General features: G+C 74.1%; 21 protein-coding genes. 16 read left to right on the top strand and 5 right to left on the bottom strand.

Features of this window, described 5'->3' with window-relative positions:
* The first annotated feature begins 3 nt into the window (after window positions 1–3).
* Complete coding sequence (locus ABD292_RS06895; RefSeq protein ID WP_344206107.1) at window positions 4–789, top strand: 2-keto-4-pentenoate hydratase; 786 nt, start codon at window positions 4–6, stop codon at window positions 787–789.
* Between the two features lie 11 nt (window positions 790–800).
* The gene (locus tag ABD292_RS06890) at window positions 801–926 is read left to right on the top strand and encodes a hypothetical protein (protein WP_344206106.1); all 126 of its coding nucleotides are present in this window, start codon (window positions 801–803) and stop codon (window positions 924–926) included.
* Here ABD292_RS06890 and ABD292_RS06885 read toward each other — a convergent pair.
* Window positions 910–1,716: a class I SAM-dependent methyltransferase gene (locus ABD292_RS06885; protein ID WP_344206103.1), complete on the bottom strand. Its 807-nt coding sequence runs from the start codon at window positions 1,714–1,716 to the stop codon at window positions 910–912. The two genes, ABD292_RS06890 and ABD292_RS06885, sit on opposite strands and share 17 nt — an antisense overlap.
* A 136-nt stretch (window positions 1,717–1,852) precedes the next feature.
* Here ABD292_RS06885 and def point away from each other — a divergent pair, with 136 nt between their 5' ends.
* From def to ABD292_RS06860, 5 genes are all read left to right on the top strand, one after another.
* Window positions 1,853–2,392 (top strand): peptide deformylase, encoded by a 540-nt coding sequence (gene def / locus ABD292_RS06880; protein ID WP_344206101.1) that lies wholly within the window; start codon window positions 1,853–1,855, stop codon window positions 2,390–2,392.
* A gap of 7 nt (window positions 2,393–2,399) precedes the next feature.
* Window positions 2,400–3,029 (top strand): helix-turn-helix domain-containing protein, encoded by a 630-nt coding sequence (locus ABD292_RS06875; RefSeq protein WP_344206100.1) that lies wholly within the window; start codon window positions 2,400–2,402, stop codon window positions 3,027–3,029.
* The gene (locus ABD292_RS06870; RefSeq protein WP_344206099.1) at window positions 3,026–4,432 is read left to right on the top strand and encodes a pyridoxal phosphate-dependent decarboxylase family protein; all 1,407 of its coding nucleotides are present in this window, start codon (window positions 3,026–3,028) and stop codon (window positions 4,430–4,432) included. The genes ABD292_RS06875 and ABD292_RS06870 overlap by 4 nt, the downstream gene beginning before the upstream one ends.
* 71 nt (window positions 4,433–4,503) lie before the next feature.
* On the top strand, window positions 4,504–4,920 hold the full coding sequence (locus tag ABD292_RS06865) for a CBS domain-containing protein (protein ID WP_344206097.1): 417 nt from the start codon (window positions 4,504–4,506) through the stop codon (window positions 4,918–4,920).
* Between the two features lie 34 nt (window positions 4,921–4,954).
* The gene (locus tag ABD292_RS06860; RefSeq protein WP_344206095.1) at window positions 4,955–5,317 is read left to right on the top strand and encodes an MmcQ/YjbR family DNA-binding protein; all 363 of its coding nucleotides are present in this window, start codon (window positions 4,955–4,957) and stop codon (window positions 5,315–5,317) included.
* Window positions 5,318–5,420: 103 nt separating this feature from the next.
* On the opposite strand, the gene ABD292_RS06855 is transcribed toward ABD292_RS06860, so the two are convergent.
* On the bottom strand, window positions 5,421–6,302 hold the full coding sequence (locus ABD292_RS06855) for a hypothetical protein (RefSeq protein ID WP_344206094.1): 882 nt from the start codon (window positions 6,300–6,302) through the stop codon (window positions 5,421–5,423).
* Window positions 6,303–6,364: 62 nt separating this feature from the next.
* Entirely contained in the window at window positions 6,365–7,234 is an 870-nt protein-coding gene (locus tag ABD292_RS06850) for a hypothetical protein (protein WP_344206092.1), read from the bottom strand.
* Between the two features lie 102 nt (window positions 7,235–7,336).
* Between ABD292_RS06850 and ABD292_RS06845 the strand changes: the two genes are divergently transcribed.
* The 8 genes from ABD292_RS06845 (at window position 7,337) to ptsP (ending at window position 14,291) form a co-directional block, all read left to right on the top strand.
* A complete protein-coding gene (locus ABD292_RS06845; RefSeq protein WP_344206090.1) occupies window positions 7,337–8,098 on the top strand; it encodes a DeoR/GlpR family DNA-binding transcription regulator in 762 nt (253 codons plus the stop codon).
* Window positions 8,095–9,120 carry a 1-phosphofructokinase gene (gene pfkB / locus ABD292_RS06840; RefSeq protein WP_344206089.1) on the top strand — a complete coding sequence of 342 codons (1,026 nt, stop codon included), beginning with the start codon at window positions 8,095–8,097 and terminating at the stop codon, window positions 9,118–9,120. Before ABD292_RS06845 ends, pfkB begins: the two co-directional genes overlap by 4 nt.
* Window positions 9,121–9,184: 64 nt before the next feature.
* Entirely contained in the window at window positions 9,185–10,309 is a 1,125-nt protein-coding gene (mtlA, locus tag ABD292_RS06835; protein WP_344206087.1) for a mannitol-specific PTS transporter subunit IIC, read from the top strand.
* A gap of 3 nt (window positions 10,310–10,312) precedes the next feature.
* Window positions 10,313–10,621 carry a PTS sugar transporter subunit IIBC family protein gene (locus ABD292_RS06830; RefSeq protein ID WP_344206086.1) on the top strand — a complete coding sequence of 103 codons (309 nt, stop codon included), beginning with the start codon at window positions 10,313–10,315 and terminating at the stop codon, window positions 10,619–10,621.
* Window positions 10,614–11,039 carry a PTS mannitol transporter subunit IIA gene (locus ABD292_RS06825; RefSeq protein ID WP_344206085.1) on the top strand — a complete coding sequence of 142 codons (426 nt, stop codon included), beginning with the start codon at window positions 10,614–10,616 and terminating at the stop codon, window positions 11,037–11,039. Before ABD292_RS06830 ends, ABD292_RS06825 begins: the two co-directional genes overlap by 8 nt.
* Window positions 11,036–12,040 (top strand): zinc-dependent dehydrogenase, encoded by a 1,005-nt coding sequence (locus ABD292_RS06820; protein ID WP_344206083.1) that lies wholly within the window; start codon window positions 11,036–11,038, stop codon window positions 12,038–12,040. Before ABD292_RS06825 ends, ABD292_RS06820 begins: the two co-directional genes overlap by 4 nt.
* Window positions 12,041–12,058: 18 nt before the next feature.
* Entirely contained in the window at window positions 12,059–12,346 is a 288-nt protein-coding gene (locus ABD292_RS06815; RefSeq protein ID WP_344206081.1) for an HPr family phosphocarrier protein, read from the top strand.
* A gap of 175 nt (window positions 12,347–12,521) precedes the next feature.
* Entirely contained in the window at window positions 12,522–14,291 is a 1,770-nt protein-coding gene (ptsP, locus tag ABD292_RS06810; RefSeq protein WP_344206079.1) for a phosphoenolpyruvate--protein phosphotransferase, read from the top strand.
* A gap of 97 nt (window positions 14,292–14,388) precedes the next feature.
* On the opposite strand, the gene ABD292_RS06805 is transcribed toward ptsP, so the two are convergent.
* Both ABD292_RS06805 and ABD292_RS06800 read right to left on the bottom strand, forming a co-directional pair.
* A complete protein-coding gene (locus ABD292_RS06805; protein WP_344206078.1) occupies window positions 14,389–16,890 on the bottom strand; it encodes an ATP-dependent Clp protease ATP-binding subunit in 2,502 nt (833 codons plus the stop codon).
* A 92-nt stretch (window positions 16,891–16,982) separates the two neighbouring features.
* Window positions 16,983–17,627: an NAD(P)H-binding protein gene (locus ABD292_RS06800; protein WP_344206077.1), complete on the bottom strand. Its 645-nt coding sequence runs from the start codon at window positions 17,625–17,627 to the stop codon at window positions 16,983–16,985.
* Between the two features lie 22 nt (window positions 17,628–17,649).
* Between ABD292_RS06800 and ABD292_RS06795 the strand changes: the two genes are divergently transcribed.
* A complete protein-coding gene (locus tag ABD292_RS06795) occupies window positions 17,650–18,342 on the top strand; it encodes an HAD family hydrolase (RefSeq protein ID WP_329578683.1) in 693 nt (230 codons plus the stop codon).
* Window positions 18,343–18,364: the final 22 nt, after the last annotated feature.

Raw genomic sequence — 18,364 nt, 5'->3', positions numbered from 1 at the left:
ACGATGAGGCCTTCCGAGATTCGAGAGGCGGCCGCCGCGCTGCTCGGCGCCCACCGGTCGGGTACGCCGATCCCTCCCCTGAGCACTGCCCACCCCGGCGCGACGGTCGCCGACGCCTACCGGATCCAGCAGGAGCAGGTGCGGTCCTGGACCGAGGACGGAGACCAGGTCCGCGGCCACAAGATCGGCCTGGTCTCGGCCGCGATGCAGCGGCAGATGGGCGTTCACGAGCCGGACTACGGCCATCTGACCGCGAGCATGTTCCACCCGGAGCACCGGCCGATCCCTGCCCGCGGGTTCATCCAGCCCCGCATCGAGCCGGAGATCGCCTTCGTCCTCGGCGCCCCTCTCCGGGGACCCGGCGTGACCGCCGACGACGCCCGCGGAGCGGTGCGATACCTGCTGCCGGCGCTGGAGATCGTCGACTCCCGGATTCAGGACTGGAAGATCTCGATCATCGACACGATCGCCGACAACGCGTCGTCGGGGGCGGCCATCCTGGGAAGCACGCCGATCGATCCAGCCGGCGTCGACCTGCGATCCGCGAGCTGCGCACTGCTCAGGAACGGCATGGTGACCGAAACCGGCACGGGAGCGGCGGTCCTCGGGACGCCGTTCAACGCTCTGGCCTGGCTGGCGAACGCCATCGGGGCGCTGGGAGTGTCGCTGGAGCCGGGCCAGGTCGTGCTGTCCGGCTCCCTGACCAGGGCCGTCACGATCGCGCCGGGCGACAGCGTCACGGCGGACTTCCCCGGGATCGGCCGGGTGACGGCGGTGCTGGCCTCCTGATCGACAGGCGGGTGAGCGCCATGCTCAGGCTCGGGCGCTACGCGGCGCCCTGCCCGAGCGCCGCGTTCGCCGCGTCCGGCTGGACCAGGGCGCGCTTCCTCGAACAGGAGCCGTACCCGGTCACGGGCGGCAGATGAGCTCGCCGTGCGGGACGGACAGCCAGCCGTCCTCGGCGGCCGCCCAGGCGCGCCAGCCCGCGGAGATGCGCCGCAGGTCCGCCTCGGTGGCGGCTCCGGCGGCGAGGGCCTGGTCGGCCATGGCGGAGCCGAGGACGCGCTCCGCCCACATGCCGCCCCACCAGGCGCGGTCGTCGGGGGTGGCGAAGCACCAGGTGGAGGAGGTGGCGGTGACGTCGGAGAAGCCCGCGGCGCGGGCCCACGACAGCAGCCGCCGGCCGGCGTCGGGCTCGCCGCCGTTGCCCCGCGCGACCCGCTGGTAGAGGGCCAGCCACTCGTCCAGCTCGGGCAGCAGGGGCCACCAGGCGAAGGCGGCGTAGTCGCTGTCGCGGACGGCGACGTAACCGCCGGGCTTGGTCACCCTGCGCATCTCGCGCAGCGCCCGTACGGGGTCGCCGACGTGCTGCAGCACCTGGTGGGCGTGGACCACGCAGAAGGTGTCGTCCTCGAAAGGCAGGTCGTGCACGTCGGCGACGGCGAAGTCCACGTTGGTCAGGCCGCGGGCGGCGATCTCGGCCCTGGACAGCTCCAGCGCGTCCGCGCTGACCTCCGAGGCCGTGACGTGGCCCGTCAGGCGGGCCAGGTCGGCGGTGATCGTGCCGGGGCCGCTGCCGACGTCCAGCACCTTCATGTGCGGCTTGAGGTGGGGCAGCAGGTACGCCGCCGAGTTCTCCACGGTGCGCCAGCGGTGTGAGCGCAGCACCGACTCGTGGTGGCCGTGCGTGTAGACGGCGGTCGCCGGACGGTCCATCGCCAAACTCCTTCGTTTCGCCTCGGATGCCGTCACCCTAGCGCGTATCTCACTATTCAAGAGAGAACGTCTTACCATCCGAGACACGGCTCTCGCGGCCCTACGCTGGGACACAAGGAGCTTCACAGGAGGAACCGTGGGAGAGGTCCGGCCGATCGTGCACGTCGGCGACCCCGTGCTGCATCGTCCGTGCGAGCCGGTCACCCGGTTCGGCGAGGAGCTGGCGGCGCTGGTCGACGACATGTTCGCGAGCATGTACGCGGCGGAGGGCGTGGGCCTGGCCGCCAACCAGATCGGCGTGGCGCTGCGGGTCTTCGTCTACGACTGCCCCGACGCCGACGGCGTGCGGCACAAGGGCGTCGTCGTCAACCCGGTGCTGGAGCCGCCCGGCCTCGGCGAGCGCCGGCTCGACACCGGCGACGAGGGCTGCCTGTCGGTCCCCGGCCAGTACGCCCCGCTCCCCCGCCCCGACCGGGCCACCGTCCGCGGCTTCGACGCGACGGGCGAGCCGGTCACGGTGACGGGCACCGGCCTGCTGGCGCGCTGCCTGCAGCACGAGAGCGACCACCTCGACGGACGGCTCTACATCGACCGCCTGCCCGCCAAGCGCCGCAAGCAGGTGCTGGCCGCCTACCAGGCGACACTATCCGCGATAGCGGACAATTCATCGCTATAGTGGAGGGATGACGGGCGAAAGTGTGCTGTCCAGCGGGCTGTCCATGGCCGAGCTGGGGCAGCGGGTCCGCGCCGAGCGGCGGGCGCGCGGGCTGTCGATCGAACGCCTCGCCGACCTGGCGGGCGTCAGCCGCAGCATGGTCTCCGACATCGAGCGCGGCGCCAAGACGCCGACCGTGCTCGTGCTCGACCGGCTGGCCACGGCGCTCGGCACGTCCATCGCCCGGCTGCTGGACGAGCCGGCGCACGGCGCGATGCGGGTGCTGCGCCACGCCGAGCAGCGGGTGCTGCGCGACCCCTCCGGCTGGGAGCGGCGGGTGCTGTCGCCGGTGCTCGGCGACGTGGAGTTCGAGTTCATGCGCACGACCATCGGTCCTGGCGTGGACGCCGGCGAGTTCGCGCCGCACGCGCCAGGGTCGCGGGAGTACCTCGCGGTCGAGCGCGGCAGCCTGCGGCTGACGATCGACGGGCGGGCGCACACGCTGGAGACCGGCGACTCGGCGTACTACCCGGGCGACCTCCGCCACGCCTTCGCCAACGACGGCGCCGAAGACTGCGTCTACTACCTCGCCATGGAGCTGGGCACCCCCGGACACCTGAACCATCACGGAACCACCTTGGAAGGGACAGCTCGATGACTGACCTGCGCGCCGCCGGTGAGCGGGCGGCCGCCCTCGTGGCCGCGCACCTCGCGGGCGTGCCGGACGGCCCGGTGTGGCAGCCGGTCCCCGACGGCGAGCGCGCCTGGCTGAGCGGCCAGGAGCTGCCCGCCGACGGCCGGCCGCTCGACGACCTGCTCGACGACGTCCGCGCGCACGTGCTGCCGCACCCGATGGGCAACGGCCACCCGCGCTTCTTCGGCTGGGTCAACTCCCCGCCCAACCCGGCGGGCGTGCTCGTCGAGCCGCTGGCCGCCGCGCTCAACCCGAGCTGCGCGGGCGGCGACCACGCCGGGCCGCACCTGGAGCGGGCCGTGGTGCGCTGGCTGGCCGAGCTGATCGGCTTCCCGCATCCGCCCGGCGGCGGGCTGCTGACCAGCGGGGCGTCCATGGCCACGATCGTGTGCCTGGCCGCCGCCCGGCAGCGGGCCGCCCTCGCCGACGGGTGGGACGCGCGCGAGGAGGGCCTGGCCGGACGGCCGCCGTTCGTCCTGTACGTCACCGAGGAGGGGCACAGCTGCCTGCACAAGGCGGCCCAGCTCCTCGGGCTCGGCGCGCGGAACGTACGGACCGTGCCGGTGGACGCGGCCTACCGGATGGACGTGGCCGCGCTGCGCGCGATGGTGGCCGAGGACCTGGCGGCGGGGCGGCGGCCGTTCTGCGTGGCGGGCAGCGCGGGCACCGTCAACTCCGGCGCGGTGGACCCGCTCGACGCGATCGCGGACGTGGCGGCCGAGCACGGGCTGTGGTTCCACGTGGACGGCGCCTACGGGGCGCTCGGCGTGCTGGCCGAGGGCGCGGCGCCGCACTACGCGGGCCTGGACCGGGCCGACTCGCTCGCCCTGGACCCGCACAAGTGGCTCGGCGTGCCGGTCGGCTGCGGGTGCGCGCTGCTGCGCGACCCGGGGGCGGCGCGGGCCGCCTTCAGCCTGGTGCCGTCGTACCTGGTGGACGACAACGCGGGCGACCTGGGCTGGCTCGCCGAGTACGGGCCGGAGCAGACCCGCCCCTTCCGCGCGCTGAAGACGTGGGCGACGCTGTCGTCCCTCGGCCGTTCCGGCGTGGTCCGCCTGGTCGAGCACACCACGGGCCTGGCCCGTACGCTGGCGGCGATGGTGGAGCGGGCGCCCGACTTCGAGCTGCTGGCGCCGGTGGTCACGTCGATCACCGCCTTCCGGCACACGCCGGCGTGGAGCGGCGACCCGGACGCGCTCAACCGGGCGATCCCGTTCGCGGTGCAGGCGCGCGGGAACGCGTTCCTGACCGGCACCCGCCTCGGCGGCCGGGACGCGCTGCGGGCCTGCTTCCTGCACCCGGACACCACCGAGCGTGATCTGGAGATCCTCCTGGACGAGATCCGCGTGGCGGCCAAGGGCCTTTGAGCAGGTGGGGTGAGGTCCGGCCCGCTGCGGGTAGGGGGCGTTTGACATCCGTTCGGCAGAAGGAGGTCCCCATGGCGAGGACCGTGGCAGACGTGATGACAAGGGACCCGGCGGCGGTGGAGGCCGAGCAGCCGGTGTCCGTCGCGGCGGCGCTGATGCGCGAGAACGACGCCGGGGCGGTGATCGTCAACGAGAACGGGCGCATGCAGGGCATCGTCACCGACCGCGACATCGCGGTGCGGGTGGTGGCCGACGACAAGGGCCCGGAGACGCCGGTCCGCGAGGCGTGCAGCGCCTCCGTCGAGGCCGTCGGGCCCGACACCGAGATCGACCAGGCGGTCCAGCTCATGCGTACGCACGCGGTGCGCCGCCTGCCGGTCGTCGAGGACGGCCGCGCGATCGGCATCGTGAGCCTCGGCGACCTGGCGATGGAGCGCGACCAGAACTCGGCGCTCGCCGACATCTCCGCCGCCGAGGGCAACCGCTGAGAAAACTGTCGGTCGCGGCGGTTAGCGTGGCCGCGTGTTCACAGTCGAGGATGTACGACGGTTCGCGAGCACCCTGCCGCGCTCGTCGGAGCACCTGATCCGGGACCGCGTGAAGTTCCGGGTAGGCAAGATCGTCTACGTGGCCTTCTCGCGGGACGAGACGCTCATGGGCTTCGGGTTCCCCAAGGAGGAGCGCGAGGCCCTGGTGGCGGCGGAGCCGGCCAAGTTCCTGCTGCCGCGCGAGTCCGACCTGCGCTTCCACTGGGTGGTGGCGCGCACCGCCGCGCTCGAGGTGACGGAGATGCGCGAGCTGGTGCTGGACGCGTGGCGCATGTGCGTGCCCAAGAAGGTCCGCGCCGAGCAGGAACTCCTCGCCGCCACCCGCCCGGCCCCCTGACCGCCCCACCCGGCCCTCTGACCGCCCCGTCCCGGCCCTCTGACCGCCCCACCCGGCCCGCCCGGCTCTCTGACCGTCCCGCCTGCCTGGGACGGGAGGCGGGTCAGGGGGCCAGGGCGAGACGGTCGAGGCCGAGGGCGCTGATGAGGAGGCGTTCCTTGCGGTTGCCGAGCAGGCGGGCCGTCCAGTCGGTGAAGCCGCCGTCGCCCACCTCCACCCCGCCCGCGTACACCTTGAAGCACAGCCCGCTGTAGTAGCCCCTGCCGCTCTCCCGTCCCGGGTCGGGGGTGCCGCCGAGGGCCGCGGCGACGCGCTCGAAGCGTTCGTCGAGCACCGTGACCCGGGCCTCGGGCTCGCCCGCGCCGCACGCGCGCACCGCCTCGCCCAGGATGGCCAGGTGCTCGGCGGCGTGCCGTCGTTCGAAGGCGTGGTCACCGGTGTCGCGGCCGGCGGTCACCAGCGCGAACAACGTGAAGTGCGCGAAACGGGCGGCCCCTTCGACGTGCTGGGCCCGCACGACCCGCTGCACGGCGGCCAGCCGCACCGGCTCGGTCCCGCCCGCGGCGCGGCGGCGGACCGCCGCCTCCAGAGCGAGGGCGTTGGTGGGGTCGGCGGCGACCTCGCCGTTCCTGACGGTCGAGATCACCTTGTTCTGGTCGACGGTGGCGAGGGCCGAGCACGCGCCGAGCGGCGCGACCGGGGAGAGCACGACGGGCTCGAAGCCGGGCGGGAGCGCCGACAGCGCGGCGTCCTCGGCCCGCCGCAGGTCACGGAACGCGACCGCGCCGGGCGCGGCGAAGCGGTCGTGGCCGTAGCGGCGCAGCACGTCGGCGGGCGAGAGCGCGCCGGCCCTGCGCCGCATGACCTCCAGCAGCAACGTCGTGAGGTCCGCCCCGGACAGCCGCTCGGCCAGGACGTCGAGGATCTCGGGTCCGCCCGCCTGCCGCAGGACGCGGTCGAGTGCAGCGGTCGTTCGCTCAGCCATCCTCCATGCCTACCTGATCTTCGCCGGCGCCCGCGAACGCTTTTCCGCGCGCGCGGGCCGGGTCAGGACGTGGCGTCGCGGTAGAGGCCCCTGGTGAGGTCGGTGATGCGCTTGACGGAGGCGCTCCACGTGCCGCCCGCCGGGTGCGCGGTCAGCACCGCCATGACGTACCGCTCCCCCGGGCCGACCAGGCCGGTCGTGTGCAGCACGGGGCGGCCGTAGTCGGGCACGCCGGAGCCGGCGGCGCGCTGGGCGATCCACGAGACGGGCGCGCCGAGGGCCCTGGCGTCGCGGCAGCGGGTGGGCGGCGTGGTGCCGAACCCGGACCAGCCCTGCTTGACGGCGTGGGGGCGGGGCACCGCGTCGGGGATGCCGAAGGTCTGGTCGAAGCCATCGGCGCCGCACGGGGCGGCCCGGCGCAGGTGGCCGAGGATGGTGTCGCGGACCCGGGCGTCGGCCCGGTCGAGCAGGTAGCGGTAGGTGCGGACGACGTCGTACGCGCTGAGCGAGGTGTAGCCCCAGAAGCCGGGCTTGGACGCGGGCGGCGGCGTGGTGTCGGCGAGGCCGAGCCGGCGCGCGGTGCGCACGATGATCCGCCCCTTGCCGCCCCGGTCCCAGAGGGTGGAGGCGGCGTCGTCGTCGCTGGCCCGCAGCATGACCTTGAGCAGGTCGGCGTCGGCCCTGGGCACGCTCTTGCGCCGCTCCAGGTAGTCGATGGCGATGAGGATCTTCACCACCGACGCCGAGCGGTACTTGCGGTGGGCGTTGCGCGCCGCGACGAACCTGCCCGCCTGCCGGTCGAAGACCACCCAGGCCGCCGTCGTCCCCACGGGCACGCGCGGCGGCCCTGCGGCCGTCGCTGCGGCGGGCGGGGCGAGGGCGGCGAGGAGGGGGACGGCCGCCACCGCGGCGGCGAGGGAGGTGATGCGCATTCGCCTATAACTACCAGATCCGGCACCGGCACCCTTGACCTTCCCACCGAAGCGGGTATAAACACAGAAGAAACCAACCCGAAACGGCGGTGAATCAACATCATGTACGCCGAGGAGCGGCAGCAGGAGATCCTGCGGAGAGCGCGCGCCGCCGGCCGCGTCGACGTGGTGACGCTGGCCGCCGAGCTCGACGTGACCACCGAGACGATCCGCCGCGACCTCACCGCGCTGGAGCGGGCGGGGGTGCTGCGCCGGGTCCACGGGGGCGCGATCCCCGTCGAGCGGCTCGGCTTCGAGCCGGCGCTGTCCACCCGCGACGAGGTGATGACGACCGAGAAGGAGCGCATCGCCAAGGCGGCGATCGCCGAGCTGCCCGAGGACGGCTCGGTCATCATCGACGCCGGCACCACCACGGGCCGCCTGGTGCAGGTGCTGCCCGCCGACCGCGAGCTGACCGTCGTGGTCAACTCGCCGCCGCTGGCGACGGCCCTCGCGGCCCGGCCCAATCTGCACGTCATCGTGCTGGGCGGGCGGCTGCGCGGCAACACGCTCGCCACCGTGGACGACTGGGCGCTGCGCCCGCTGGAGCACCTCAACGTGGACGTCGCCTTCATGGGCACCAACGGCTGCTCCCTGGACCGGGGCCTCACGACGCCCGACCCGGCCGAGGCGGCGATCAAGCGGGCGATGGTGCGGGCGGCGCAGCGCAGCGTCCTGCTCGCCGACCACACGAAGTTCTCCAACACCTACCTCGCGACGTTCGCCGCGCTGGCCGAGATCGACGTGGTGGTCAGCGACACCGGGCTCGACGCCGCGCTCGCCGCCGACCTGGCCGCCGCCGGGCCGGAGGTGATCCGGGCGTGATCCTGACGCTGACGCTCAACCCGAGCCTGGACCGTACGATCGAGGTCGCCGCGCTGCGGCGGGGCGAGGTGATCCGCGCCGCCGCGGCCCGCCTCGACCCCGGCGGCAAGGGCGTGAACGTCTCGCGCGCGCTGCTGGCCAACGGCGTGGCGGCGCGGGCGGTGGTGCCGTTCGGCGGGGACGAGGGCCGCCAGCTCGTCGGGCTGCTCGCCGCCGAGGGCCTGGACATGGTGACCGTCCCGGTGACCGGGCGCACCCGTTCCAACGTCACCCTGGCCGAGCCCGACGGCACCGTCACCAAGATCAACGAGCCGGGCACCGCCCTGTCCCCCGCCGAGCTCGACACCATCGCCGACGCGGTGCTCGCCGCCGCCCACACCGGCGGGCAGGGCGCGGACTGGGTGGTCGCCTCCGGCAGCCTGCCCCCGGAGGTGCCCGCCGACGTCTACGCGCGGCTGTGCCGCCGGTTCGCCGAGGCGGGCATCGAGGTCGCGGTGGACACCAGCGGGCCGGCGCTGTCGTACGCGCTCGCCGCCGGGCCCGCCCTGGTCAAGCCGAACCTGGAGGAGCTCGGCCAGGCCACCGGCCGGCCCCTCGCGTGCCTCGGCGACGTGGTGGAGGCCGCGCGAGCGCTGCGGGCGGCGGGCGCGCGGGCGGTCCTCGCCAGCCTGGGCGCCGACGGGGCCGTGCTCGTCGAGGACGGCGGCGTCTGGTACGGCCGGGCGCCCGCCATCGAGCCGCGCAGCTCCGTCGGCGCGGGCGACGCCATGCTGGCCGGGTTCCTCGCCGCAGGCGGGCACGGGCCGGAGGCGCTGGCCCGCGCGCTGGCCTGGGGCGCGGCGGCGGCCGGGCTGCCCGGTAGCCGCATGCCGGGGCCCGCCGACATCGACCCGGCGGTCACGGCGGCCGGCCCGCCCGACCCGGCGTGCCCGCTCGCCGTCCCTTTCGTCCCGCCCGCCGATCCCCCCTCCGTCCTCTCCTCCGGTCCCTCCACCACGAACGCACCCGCTCCTCTGCCGTAGCCCGGCCGCCCCGGCCGGGCACCGGCTGCCGAACAGCTGCTCAACCCCCCGAAGGAGCAAGTCCATGGCCGACACTTACACACCCCCGGTCGCCGGCACCGGCGTCAAGGCCACCATCCAGCGCATCGGCGGCCACCTGGCCGGGATGATCATGCCGAACATCGGGGCGTTCATCGCCTGGGGCCTGATCACCGCGTTGTTCATCCCGACCGGCTGGCTGCCCAACGAGACCCTCGGCAAGATGGTCGGCCCGATCATCTCGACCCTGCTGCCGGTCCTCATCGCCTACACCGGCGGCCGGATGGTGCACGGTCAGCGCGGAGCGGTCGTCGGCGCGGTGGCGGTGATGGGCGTCGTGGTGGGCACCGACGCGCCGATGTTCCTGGGCGCCATGATCATCGGCCCGCTCACCGCCTTGATCCTGAAATATGTGGACAAGTTCACCGAGGCGCGTACCCGAGCGGGCTTCGAGATGCTGGTGGACAACTTCTCCGCCGGCATCGTGGGCGCCGCGATGGCAGTGGTCGGCTTCCTCGCCATCGGCCCCGTCGTCCAGACCATCACCACCGCCGCAGGACAGGCCGTCGAGTGGCTGATCACGAACAACCTGCTGCCGGTCGCGTCGCTGCTCATCGAGCCGGCCAAGGTGCTGTTCCTCAACAACGCCATCAACCACGGCGTGCTCAGCCCGCTCGGCGTGGCCGAGGCGGCCGAGACCGGCAAGTCGATCCTGTTCATGCTGGAGTCGAACCCCGGCCCCGGCCTCGGACTGCTGCTGGCCTACCTGCTGTTCGGGCCGCGCGCGCTGCGCCCGAGCACACCGGCCGCGATGATCATTCACTTCTTCGGCGGCATCCACGAGATCTACTTCCCGTACGTGCTCATGAAGCCGCGCCTCATCGCGGCCGTCATCCTGGGCGGCGCGGCCGGCGTGTTCACCTTCATGATCACCGGAGCGGGCCTGGTCGCCACCCCGTCGCCGGGCAGCATCTTCGCCTACATCGCGGTCACGCCCAAGGGCGGCTGGCTGGCCTCCAGCCTCGGCATCCTCGTGGCCGCCGCCGTGTCGTTCGCCGTCGCCGCCGTCCTGCTGGGCTTCGGCAGGGGCGAGAAGAAGGACGGCGAGGACGACCCCGCCACCGCCGGCGCCGAGACCGGCGCCGAACCTCTCACCAGCAAGGAGGCCTGACTCATGGCCGGCATCGACAGCAAGGACATCCACAAGGTCATCGTCGCCTGCGACGCCGGGATGGGCAGCAGCGTGATGCTCGCCTCCCAGCTCCGCAAGCAGCTCAAGGACAGCGGCGTCACCGTGGAGCACACGCCCGTCAACTCCATCCCGGATGACGCCGACGTGGTGGTCTGCCACACCGGCCTGGCCGCCCGCGCCCGCGCCGCCGCTCCCGGGAAGGTGCTGGTGTCGTTCCAGGTCTTCCTCGGCGACCCGGCCGTGACCAAGCTGGTCAACACCATCAAGAACGGCGGCGTCGTCGATGCCTGACCTGCTCGACCCCCGCGCGGTGCTGCTGCACGAGCGCGCGCCCGACCGCGAGGCGGCGATCCGCCGGTGCGGGCGGGCACTGGTCGAGGTGGGGGCGGTCACCGAGCCGTACGTCGCGGCGATGCTCGAACGCGAGCGGTCCATCTCGACCTACGTCGGCGAGGGGGTGGCCATCCCGCACGGGACGAACGCCTCCAAGGACGCCATCCTGCGCGACGCACTGTGTTTCGTACGCTTCCCGGACGGAGTCGACTGGGACGGCGAACAGGTCACGGTCTGCGTCGGCATAGCCGCCCGCGAGGGCGGGCACGTACCCCTGCTGGCGGCGCTGGCCGAGATCCTCATGGATCCGGACCGCGCCAGGACGCTGCGCGAGGCCACCGAGGTCGCGCGGGTGATGAAGGAGCTCACGCTATGAAGGTCGCCAGGTTCCACGCCCCGGGCGACATCAGGATCGAGGACGCGCCCGAGCCCGTCGCCGGGCCGGGCGAGCTGAAGATCCGGGTCCGCAACTGCTCGACCTGCGGCACCGACGCCAAGATCTACAAGTTCGGGCACCACCACATCGTGCCGCCCCGGGTCATGGGCCACGAGATCGCCGGGGAGGTCGTGGACAGCGGCGCCCGCGTGCAGGTGATCGCGGCGATCCCGTGCGGCTCGTGCCCCGAGTGCCTGCGGGGCCGCCGTACGGTCTGCCCCAACCAGGAGTCGATGGGCTACCACTACGACGGCGGCTTCGCCGAGTACATGATCGTCCCGGCGAAGGTGCTCGCCGTCGACGGCGTCAACGCCATCCCCGAGAACGTCGGCTTCGCCGAGGCGTCGGTCGCCGAGCCGCTGGCCTGCGTGCTGAACGGCCAGGAGCTGGCCCGCGTCGGGCCCGGTGACGACGTGGTGGTGATGGGCGCCGGCCCGATCGGCTGCCTGCACGTACGGCTGGCGCGGGCGCGCGGCGCGGCCCGGGTGTTCCTCGTGGACGTCAACGCGCAGCGGCTGGCGATGGCCGAGGAGCTGGTGCGCCCGGACGCCGCGATCGACTCCGACCCGGTCGACCAGGTGCTCAAGCTGACCGGCGGCCGGGGCGCGGACGTCGTGATCACGGCGGCGGCGTCCGGCGCGGCCCAGGAGCAGGCGGTGCGGATGGCCGCCCGCCAGGGACGGATCAGCTTCTTCGGCGGGCTGCCGAAGGACGACCCGGTCATCGCGCTGGACGCCAACCTGGTGCACTACCGCGAGCTCACCATCGTCGGCGCGAACGGCTCCAGCCCCGCGCACAACGCCGCCGCGCTGCGTCTGGTGTCGGAGGGCGCGGTGCCGGTGGCCGACCTGATCACCCACCGGCTGCCGCTGCCGCGCGTGCTGGACGGGATCGATCTCGTCAGCCGGGGCGCGGCCATCAAGGTCACCATCGAACCCTGACACCTGGAGGCTTTCGTCATGTCACAGCGAACGGTGGCCGTGGCCTCGGCGAGCGGGCTGCACGCCCGTCCCGCCAAGCTGTTCGTGCAGGAGGCGGCGCGCCTCGGCGTGCCGGTGACGGTACGGCTCGGCGAGAAGGCGGTGCCCGCCCGGAGCATGCTGGGCGTGCTGTCCCTGGGGGCCGTCCAGGGGACGGAGGTGACGCTGGAGGCGGACGGGCCGGGGGCCGAGGAGGCGCTGGACGCGCTGGCGGCGCTACTGTCGCGCGACCTGGACGCGGACACGGAAGAGGCTCTCGATGCCTGAGACGGGGCCTGCAATGGGGCCTGCAACGGGACCTGACACGGGGTCTGCAACGGGGCCTGGGACGGGACCTGGCACGGGACCTGGCACGGGGTCTGAGACGGGACCTGGGGCGGGGCCCGAGACAGGGCCGGGGACGGGTTGGGCCGGGCCCGGGGGGCGGCTGAGCGGGCTCGGGGTGAGCCAGGGGCGGGCGGCCGGTCCGCTGGTGCGGATGTCCGGCCCGCCGAGCCTGCCCGCGCCACGGCGGGTCGCCGATCCGGAGGCCGAGGCCGCCACCGTCGTCAAGGCGCTGGAGGCGGTGACCGCCGACCTCAACCGCCGGGCCGCCGCCGCCCGCACCGGCGGGAGCGCTGGTGAGGGCAGTGGCGCGGGCACTGGCGCTGACGCTGACGGAGGCGCGGGCGCGGGCGGAGGCGCGGGCGCTGACGGAGGCGTGGGCGCGGGCGGAGGCTCGGGCGCGGGCGGAGGCACGGGCGCGGGCGGAGGCACGGGCGCGGGCGGAGGCGCGGGCGCGGGCGGAGGCACGGGCGCGGGCGGAGGCGCGGGCGGGGAGGCGGCGGAGATCCTGGAGGCCCTCGCCATGATCGCCGACGACCCCATGCTCCGCGAGGAGGCCGAGAGCCGCGCCAGGGGCGGCGCCGACGCGGCCCACGCCCTGGACGCCGCCTTCACCGGCCACCGGGACGCGCTGGCCGCCCTGGGCGGCTACCTCGCCGAACGGGCCGCCGACCTCGACGACCTCAAGCATCGCGCGGTGGCCGCCGCCCTCGGCCTGCCCATGCCGGGCCTGCCCGATCCCGGTCATCCGTACGTGCTGGTCGCCGGGGACCTCTCCCCCGCCGACACCGCCGGACTCGGCCCGGACGTGCTGGCGCTGGTCACCGAGCGGGGCGGCCCGACGAGTCACACGGCGATCCTGGCCCGCGCGCGCGGCCTGCCCGCCGTGGTCGCCTGCCCGGCGGTCGCGGACGTCCCCGACGGCACGATCGTCGGCGTGGACGGCGCGAGCGGCGAGATCGCCCTCGGTCTCACCCCGGAGCAGGCGGCCGAGGTCATGGAGCGCGACCGCGCCGAGCGGGCCAGGCTGGCCGCCGCCACCGGCCCCGGCAGGACCGCCGACGGCCATCCGGTCAGGCTGCTGGCCAATATCGGCTCGGCCGCCGACCTGCGGCCGGGGGCGGAGGGCGTGGGCCTGTTCCGTACCGAGTTCCTGTTCCTCGACCGCAAGCAGCCGCCCTCGCCGGAGGAGCAGACAGCCGCGTACGCCGAGGTGTTCGAGCGGGCCGAGGGCCCGGTGATCGTGCGGACCCTGGACGCGGGCACCGACAAGCCCCTGCCCTTCCTCGGCCTGCCCGAGGAGCCCAACCCGGCCCTGGGCGTACGCGGGCTGCGTGTGGACCGCCTGCTGCCCGATGTGCTCGACGCGCAGCTCGCCGCGATCGCCGAGGCGGCGCGCGCGACGGGCGCGGACGTGCGGGTGATGGCGCCGATGGTGACGACGCCCGCGGAGGCGGCCGGCTTCGCCCGCCGGGCCCGCGCGGCGGGCATCGCGCAGGTGGGTGTGATGGTGGAGGTGCCGGCCGCGGCGCTGCGGGCCGCCGAGGTGCTGCGCGAGGTGGACTTCCTCAGCATCGGCACCAACGACCTGGCCCAGTACACCTTCGCCGCCGACCGCCAGCATCCGGCCCTGGCCGACCTGCTCGACCCGCGCCAGCCCGCCCTGCTGGGGCTGATCGAGGCGTGCGCCGCCGCAGGGCGGGAGGCGGGCAAACCGGTCGGCGTGTGCGGCGAGGCGGCGGGCGATCCCGCCGTCGCCCCGCTGCTGGTGGGCCTGGGGGTGACGAGCCTGTCCATGGCGCCGTCCTGCGTCCCGCTGGTCCGCGAGGCACTGGCGCGGCTGACGCTGGAGGAGTGCAGGGAGCTGGCCCGAGAAGCGCTGGCCTGACCAGGCCCGGCGCGACCGGCCCCGCCTAACTGGGCGCGGCGCGACCGGCCTCGCCTGACCGGACCCGCGCCATTAGGCCCACCTGACCCGGGCCCACCTAGCCGGCGGGCGTCGGCTCGTGGGCCCGGAGTTGGAGGGTGTCGCCGGTGACGTCCACCGTGACCTTGCCGCCCTCGGTGACCTCGCCGGTGAGCAGCATGGTGGACAGCCGGTTGTCCAGCTCACGCTGCACCGTGCGGCGCAGCGGCCGGGCGCCGAACTCGGGCTGGTAGCCGCGCTGGGCGAGCCAGTCCTTGGCGGCATCGGTGACCTCCAGCGTGATGTTCTGGCCGCGCAGCCGCTGCCGGGTGCGCTCCAGCAGCAGGTCCACGATCTGGCGGAGCTGATCGCGTTCGAGGCGCTTGAAGATGATCGTCTCGTCGATGCGGTTGAGCAGCTCGGGCCGGATGGAGCGGCGCAGCAGCTCCATGAGCCGCCCTTCCAGCGTGCCGGGGTCGCCGGCGGCCTCCAGGATGAGCTGCGCGCCGATGTTGCTGGTCATGATGACGACGGTGTTGCTGAAGTCGACGGTACGGCCCTGGCCGTCGGTGAGGCGGCCGTCGTCGAGCAGTTGCAGCAGGATGTTCATGACGTCGGGGTGGGCCTTCTCGATCTCGTCGAGCAGGATCACGCAGTGCGGGCGGCGCCGTACGGCCTCGGTGAGCTGCCCGGCCTCCTCGTAGCCGACGTAGCCGGGCGGCGCGCCGATGAGCCGCGAGACCGTGTGCCGCTCCTGGAACTCGCTCATGTCGACGCGGACCATGTGGTCCTCGCCGCCGAACAGCGCCGCGGCCAGCGCCCGCGCCAGCTCCGTCTTGCCGACGCCGGTCGGGCCGAGGAACAGGAAGCTGCCGATGGGCCGGTTCGGGTCCGACAGCCCGGCGCGGGCGCGGCGGACGGCCTCGGCGATGGCGGTGACCGCCTCGTCCTGGCCGATGACCCGCTCGTGCAGGTGCTCCTCCAGCCGCATGAGCCGGTCGCGCTCCTGCTCGGTGAGCTGGGTGACGGGGATGCCGGTGCGGCGCGAGACGACCTCGGCGATGTCCTCGACCATGACCTGCGGCACGTCGTCGTGGCCGCGGCGGGCGCGCTCCAGCTCGGGGCGGAGCTTGTCGATCTGGGCGGTGATCTCCTTGGCCCGGTCGAAGTCGTCGGCGGAGACGGCCTGGTCCTTGTCGCGGCGCAGCGCGTCCAGGCGTCCTTCAAGCTCGCGTACGTCGCTGCCGGGCGTGCGGGCGCGCAGCCGCACCCGGGCCGCGGCCTGGTCCATGAGGTCGATGGCCTTGTCGGGCAGGAAGCGGTCGGTGATGTAACGGGCCGACAGGGTGGCGGCCGCGTCCAGGGCCTCGTCGGTGATGCGGACCTGGTGGTGGGCCTCGTACGCGTCGCGCAGCCCGGCCAGGATCTCGACCGTCTGCTCCACGGTCGGCTCGGCGACCAGGATCGGCTGGAAGCGGCGTTCGAGCGCGGCGTCCTTCTCGATGTTCTTGCGGTACTCGTCGATCGTGGTGGCGGCGATGACGTGCAGCTCGCCGCGGGCCAGGGCGGGCTTGAGTATGTTGGCGGCGTCCATGCCGCCCTCGGCCGAGCCGGCGCCGACGAGCGTGTGCACCTCGTCGATGAAGACGATGATCTCGTCGGCGTGCGCGCGGACCTCGTCGATGACCTTCTTGACGCGCTCCTCGAACTCGCCCCGGTACTTCGACCCTGCCACCATGCCGGTCAGGTCCAGGGCGATGACCCGCCGGTCCTTCAGGGTGTCGGGGACGCCGCCGTTCACGATGCGCTGGGCGATGCCCTCGACGATCGCGGTCTTGCCGACGCCGGGCTCGCCGATCAGGCACGGGTTGTTCTTGGTGCGCCGCGAGAGGACCTCGATGGACTGCTCGATCTCGTCCTCGCGGCCGACGACCGGGTCGATCCGGCCCTGGCGGGCCTCCTCGGTGAGGTCGCGGCCGTACTCGTCGAGCGACGGGGTGTCGCCGTCGCGGCGGGCGCTCTCGCCGGGGCGGGCCGCCGCGGTGGCGAGGGCCTGCTGCAGCTCGTTGGCCGAGACGCCCTGCTCGCGCAGCAGGCGGGCGGCGGTGGAGTCGGGGTTGGCGGCCAGCGCGAGCAGCAGGTGCTCGGGCCCGATGTACGACGACTCCAGCGCCCGCGAGATCCGCTGCGCGTCCAGGATGGCCCTTTTGGCGGCCGGCGAGAGCGTGGTGGGCGGCTCGGTGGCCTCCCCCGGCCCGGCGAGCTCGTCGACCCGGTCGCGCAGCCGCTCCACGTCCACGCCGGCGGCGCGCAGCAGCGACCGGGTGGCGTCCACGTCGAGGAGGGCGTCGAGGAGGTCGAGCACGTCCAGGTCGGGGGCGCCGCGCTGCCCGGCCCCCTCGACGGCCTGCCGCAGGGCGTCCCTGGCCGAGGCGCTGAGCAGCCGCCCGACGTCCACCCGCTGGACGCCGGGCCGGGACGGCGGCCAGCCCTCCATGCCGCCGAACACCCGGCCCGTCAGCTCCTCGAACCCTCTGAACGGGTCTCCGCCGAAAAACGACCTGAACGGCATGTCCGCCATGGATGTCCCCTTTCACGTTCCAAAGGGGCTCCTAGCCGCCCGCGCCGCGCGTCAATGCCAGCGTTCGGCAAAAGCTGCGGCGGCGGGGGCGCTCACTCGTTCGTCGCGACGAGGTCGATGACCGGGGTGTCGCCGGAGACCAGCTCGTACGTCCGCCGCGCCGTGCCCGGATTGTCCAGCAGCGCCATGATGACGGCGGCCACGTCGTCGCGCGGCACCGCGCCCGGCGGCACCTCGGAGGCCAGCCGGACCAGGCCGGTGCCCGGCTCGTCGGTGAGGCGGCCGGGGCGCACGATGGTCCAGGCCAGGTCGTCGCGGCGGCGCAGGTCGTCCTCGGCCGCGGTCTTGGCCGCGATGTAGGCGGCCCACACCTCGTCACCGCCGGCGGGCGGCTTGCCCGCGCCCATGGAGGAGATCTGGATGAAGCGCCGCACCCCCGCCCGCTCGGCGGCGTCGGCCATGAGGACGGACGCGCCCCGGTCGACGGTGTCCTTACGGGCCGCGCCGCTGCCGGGCCCGGCGCCGGCCGCGAACACGACGGCGTCCGCGCCGCGCAGGATGTCGGCGACCTGCTCGACCGAGGCCGTCTCCAGGTCGCACACCACGGCCTGCGCGCCGGTGGCCTCGACGTCGGCGACGTGCGCCGGGTTGCGCACCAGGCCGACCGCGCCCTCCCTGAGCCGCGCCGCCAGACGCAGCGCGATCTTGCCGTGGCCGCCCGCGATGATGATCCGCATGCGGTCATGGTGTCATGGAGCCATGACGGAGTTCCCGCACGCACCCACCCCGGCGTTTCTGTTCGACCTCGACGGCACTCTGATCGACAGCGTCTACCAGCACGTGATCGCCTGGCGGCAGGCGCTGTCGGGGATGGGGATCGACCTGTCGGTGTGGCGGATCCACCGTCGCATCGGGATGAGCGGCGGACTGTTCGTCAGCGCGTTGCTGCGCGAGACCGGGCTCAAGCTGTCGCGCGAGCAGATCGAGCGGCTCCAGGTCGCCCACATGGAGGCGTACGAGCGGCAGGCCGACTCGGTGCGCCCGCTGCCCGGCGCGCCGGAGCTGCTGGCCGAGCTGACCGCGCGCGGCGTGCCGTGGGCCATCGCGACCAGCGGCTACGCCCGCACCGCGCGGCTCGCGCTCGGCCTGCTCGGCCTGCCGGAGGACACGCCGATGGTGACCCGCGACCTGGTGCGCAGGGCCAAGCCGGACCCCGACCTGTTCCTCGCCGGAGCGGCGCTGGTCGAGGTGGACCCGGCCCATGCCATGGTGGTGGGTGACAGCGTCTGGGACCTGCTCGCCGCCCGCCGGGCCGGCGCGCTCGGCATCGGCCTGCTGTCCGGCGGGTACGGCAGGGACGAGCTGGAACGCACGGGCGCCTTCAGGGTCTACGCCGACCCGGCGGACATGCTGGAGCGGCTGGACGAGCTGGGTGTGCGGCTCGACGATTGACGCCCAGAACAAGGCGCCCAGA

The organism is Nonomuraea bangladeshensis (genome assembly GCF_039529455.1).
Lineage (GTDB): Bacteria > Actinomycetota > Actinomycetes > Streptosporangiales > Streptosporangiaceae > Nonomuraea > Nonomuraea bangladeshensis.
The sequence above is the reverse complement of the archived record's forward strand: the minus strand, read 5'-3'. Positions and strand labels throughout refer to the sequence as shown.

Coding starts and splice junctions, on each gene's coding strand:
- ABD292_RS06845 (WP_344206090.1), top strand. CDS start 7,337: ATGTACGCCGAGGAGCGGCAGCAGGAGATCCTGCGGAGAGCGCGCGCC.
- ABD292_RS06895 (WP_344206107.1), top strand. CDS start 4: ATGAGGCCTTCCGAGATTCGAGAGGCGGCCGCCGCGCTGCTCGGCGCC.
- ABD292_RS06875 (WP_344206100.1), top strand. CDS start 2,400: ATGACGGGCGAAAGTGTGCTGTCCAGCGGGCTGTCCATGGCCGAGCTG.
- ABD292_RS06795 (WP_329578683.1), top strand. CDS start 17,650: ATGACGGAGTTCCCGCACGCACCCACCCCGGCGTTTCTGTTCGACCTC.
- ABD292_RS06800 (WP_344206077.1), bottom strand. CDS start 17,627: ATGCGGATCATCATCGCGGGCGGCCACGGCAAGATCGCGCTGCGTCTG.
- ABD292_RS06865 (WP_344206097.1), top strand. CDS start 4,504: ATGGCGAGGACCGTGGCAGACGTGATGACAAGGGACCCGGCGGCGGTG.
- mtlA (WP_344206087.1), top strand. CDS start 9,185: ATGGCCGACACTTACACACCCCCGGTCGCCGGCACCGGCGTCAAGGCC.
- ABD292_RS06870 (WP_344206099.1), top strand. CDS start 3,026: ATGACTGACCTGCGCGCCGCCGGTGAGCGGGCGGCCGCCCTCGTGGCC.
- ABD292_RS06885 (WP_344206103.1), bottom strand. CDS start 1,716: ATGGACCGTCCGGCGACCGCCGTCTACACGCACGGCCACCACGAGTCG.
- ABD292_RS06825 (WP_344206085.1), top strand. CDS start 10,614: ATGCCTGACCTGCTCGACCCCCGCGCGGTGCTGCTGCACGAGCGCGCG.
- ABD292_RS06820 (WP_344206083.1), top strand. CDS start 11,036: ATGAAGGTCGCCAGGTTCCACGCCCCGGGCGACATCAGGATCGAGGAC.
- ABD292_RS06815 (WP_344206081.1), top strand. CDS start 12,059: ATGTCACAGCGAACGGTGGCCGTGGCCTCGGCGAGCGGGCTGCACGCC.
- ABD292_RS06850 (WP_344206092.1), bottom strand. CDS start 7,234: ATGCGCATCACCTCCCTCGCCGCCGCGGTGGCGGCCGTCCCCCTCCTC.
- ABD292_RS06855 (WP_344206094.1), bottom strand. CDS start 6,302: ATGGCTGAGCGAACGACCGCTGCACTCGACCGCGTCCTGCGGCAGGCG.
- ABD292_RS06830 (WP_344206086.1), top strand. CDS start 10,313: ATGGCCGGCATCGACAGCAAGGACATCCACAAGGTCATCGTCGCCTGC.
- ABD292_RS06805 (WP_344206078.1), bottom strand. CDS start 16,890: ATGGCGGACATGCCGTTCAGGTCGTTTTTCGGCGGAGACCCGTTCAGA.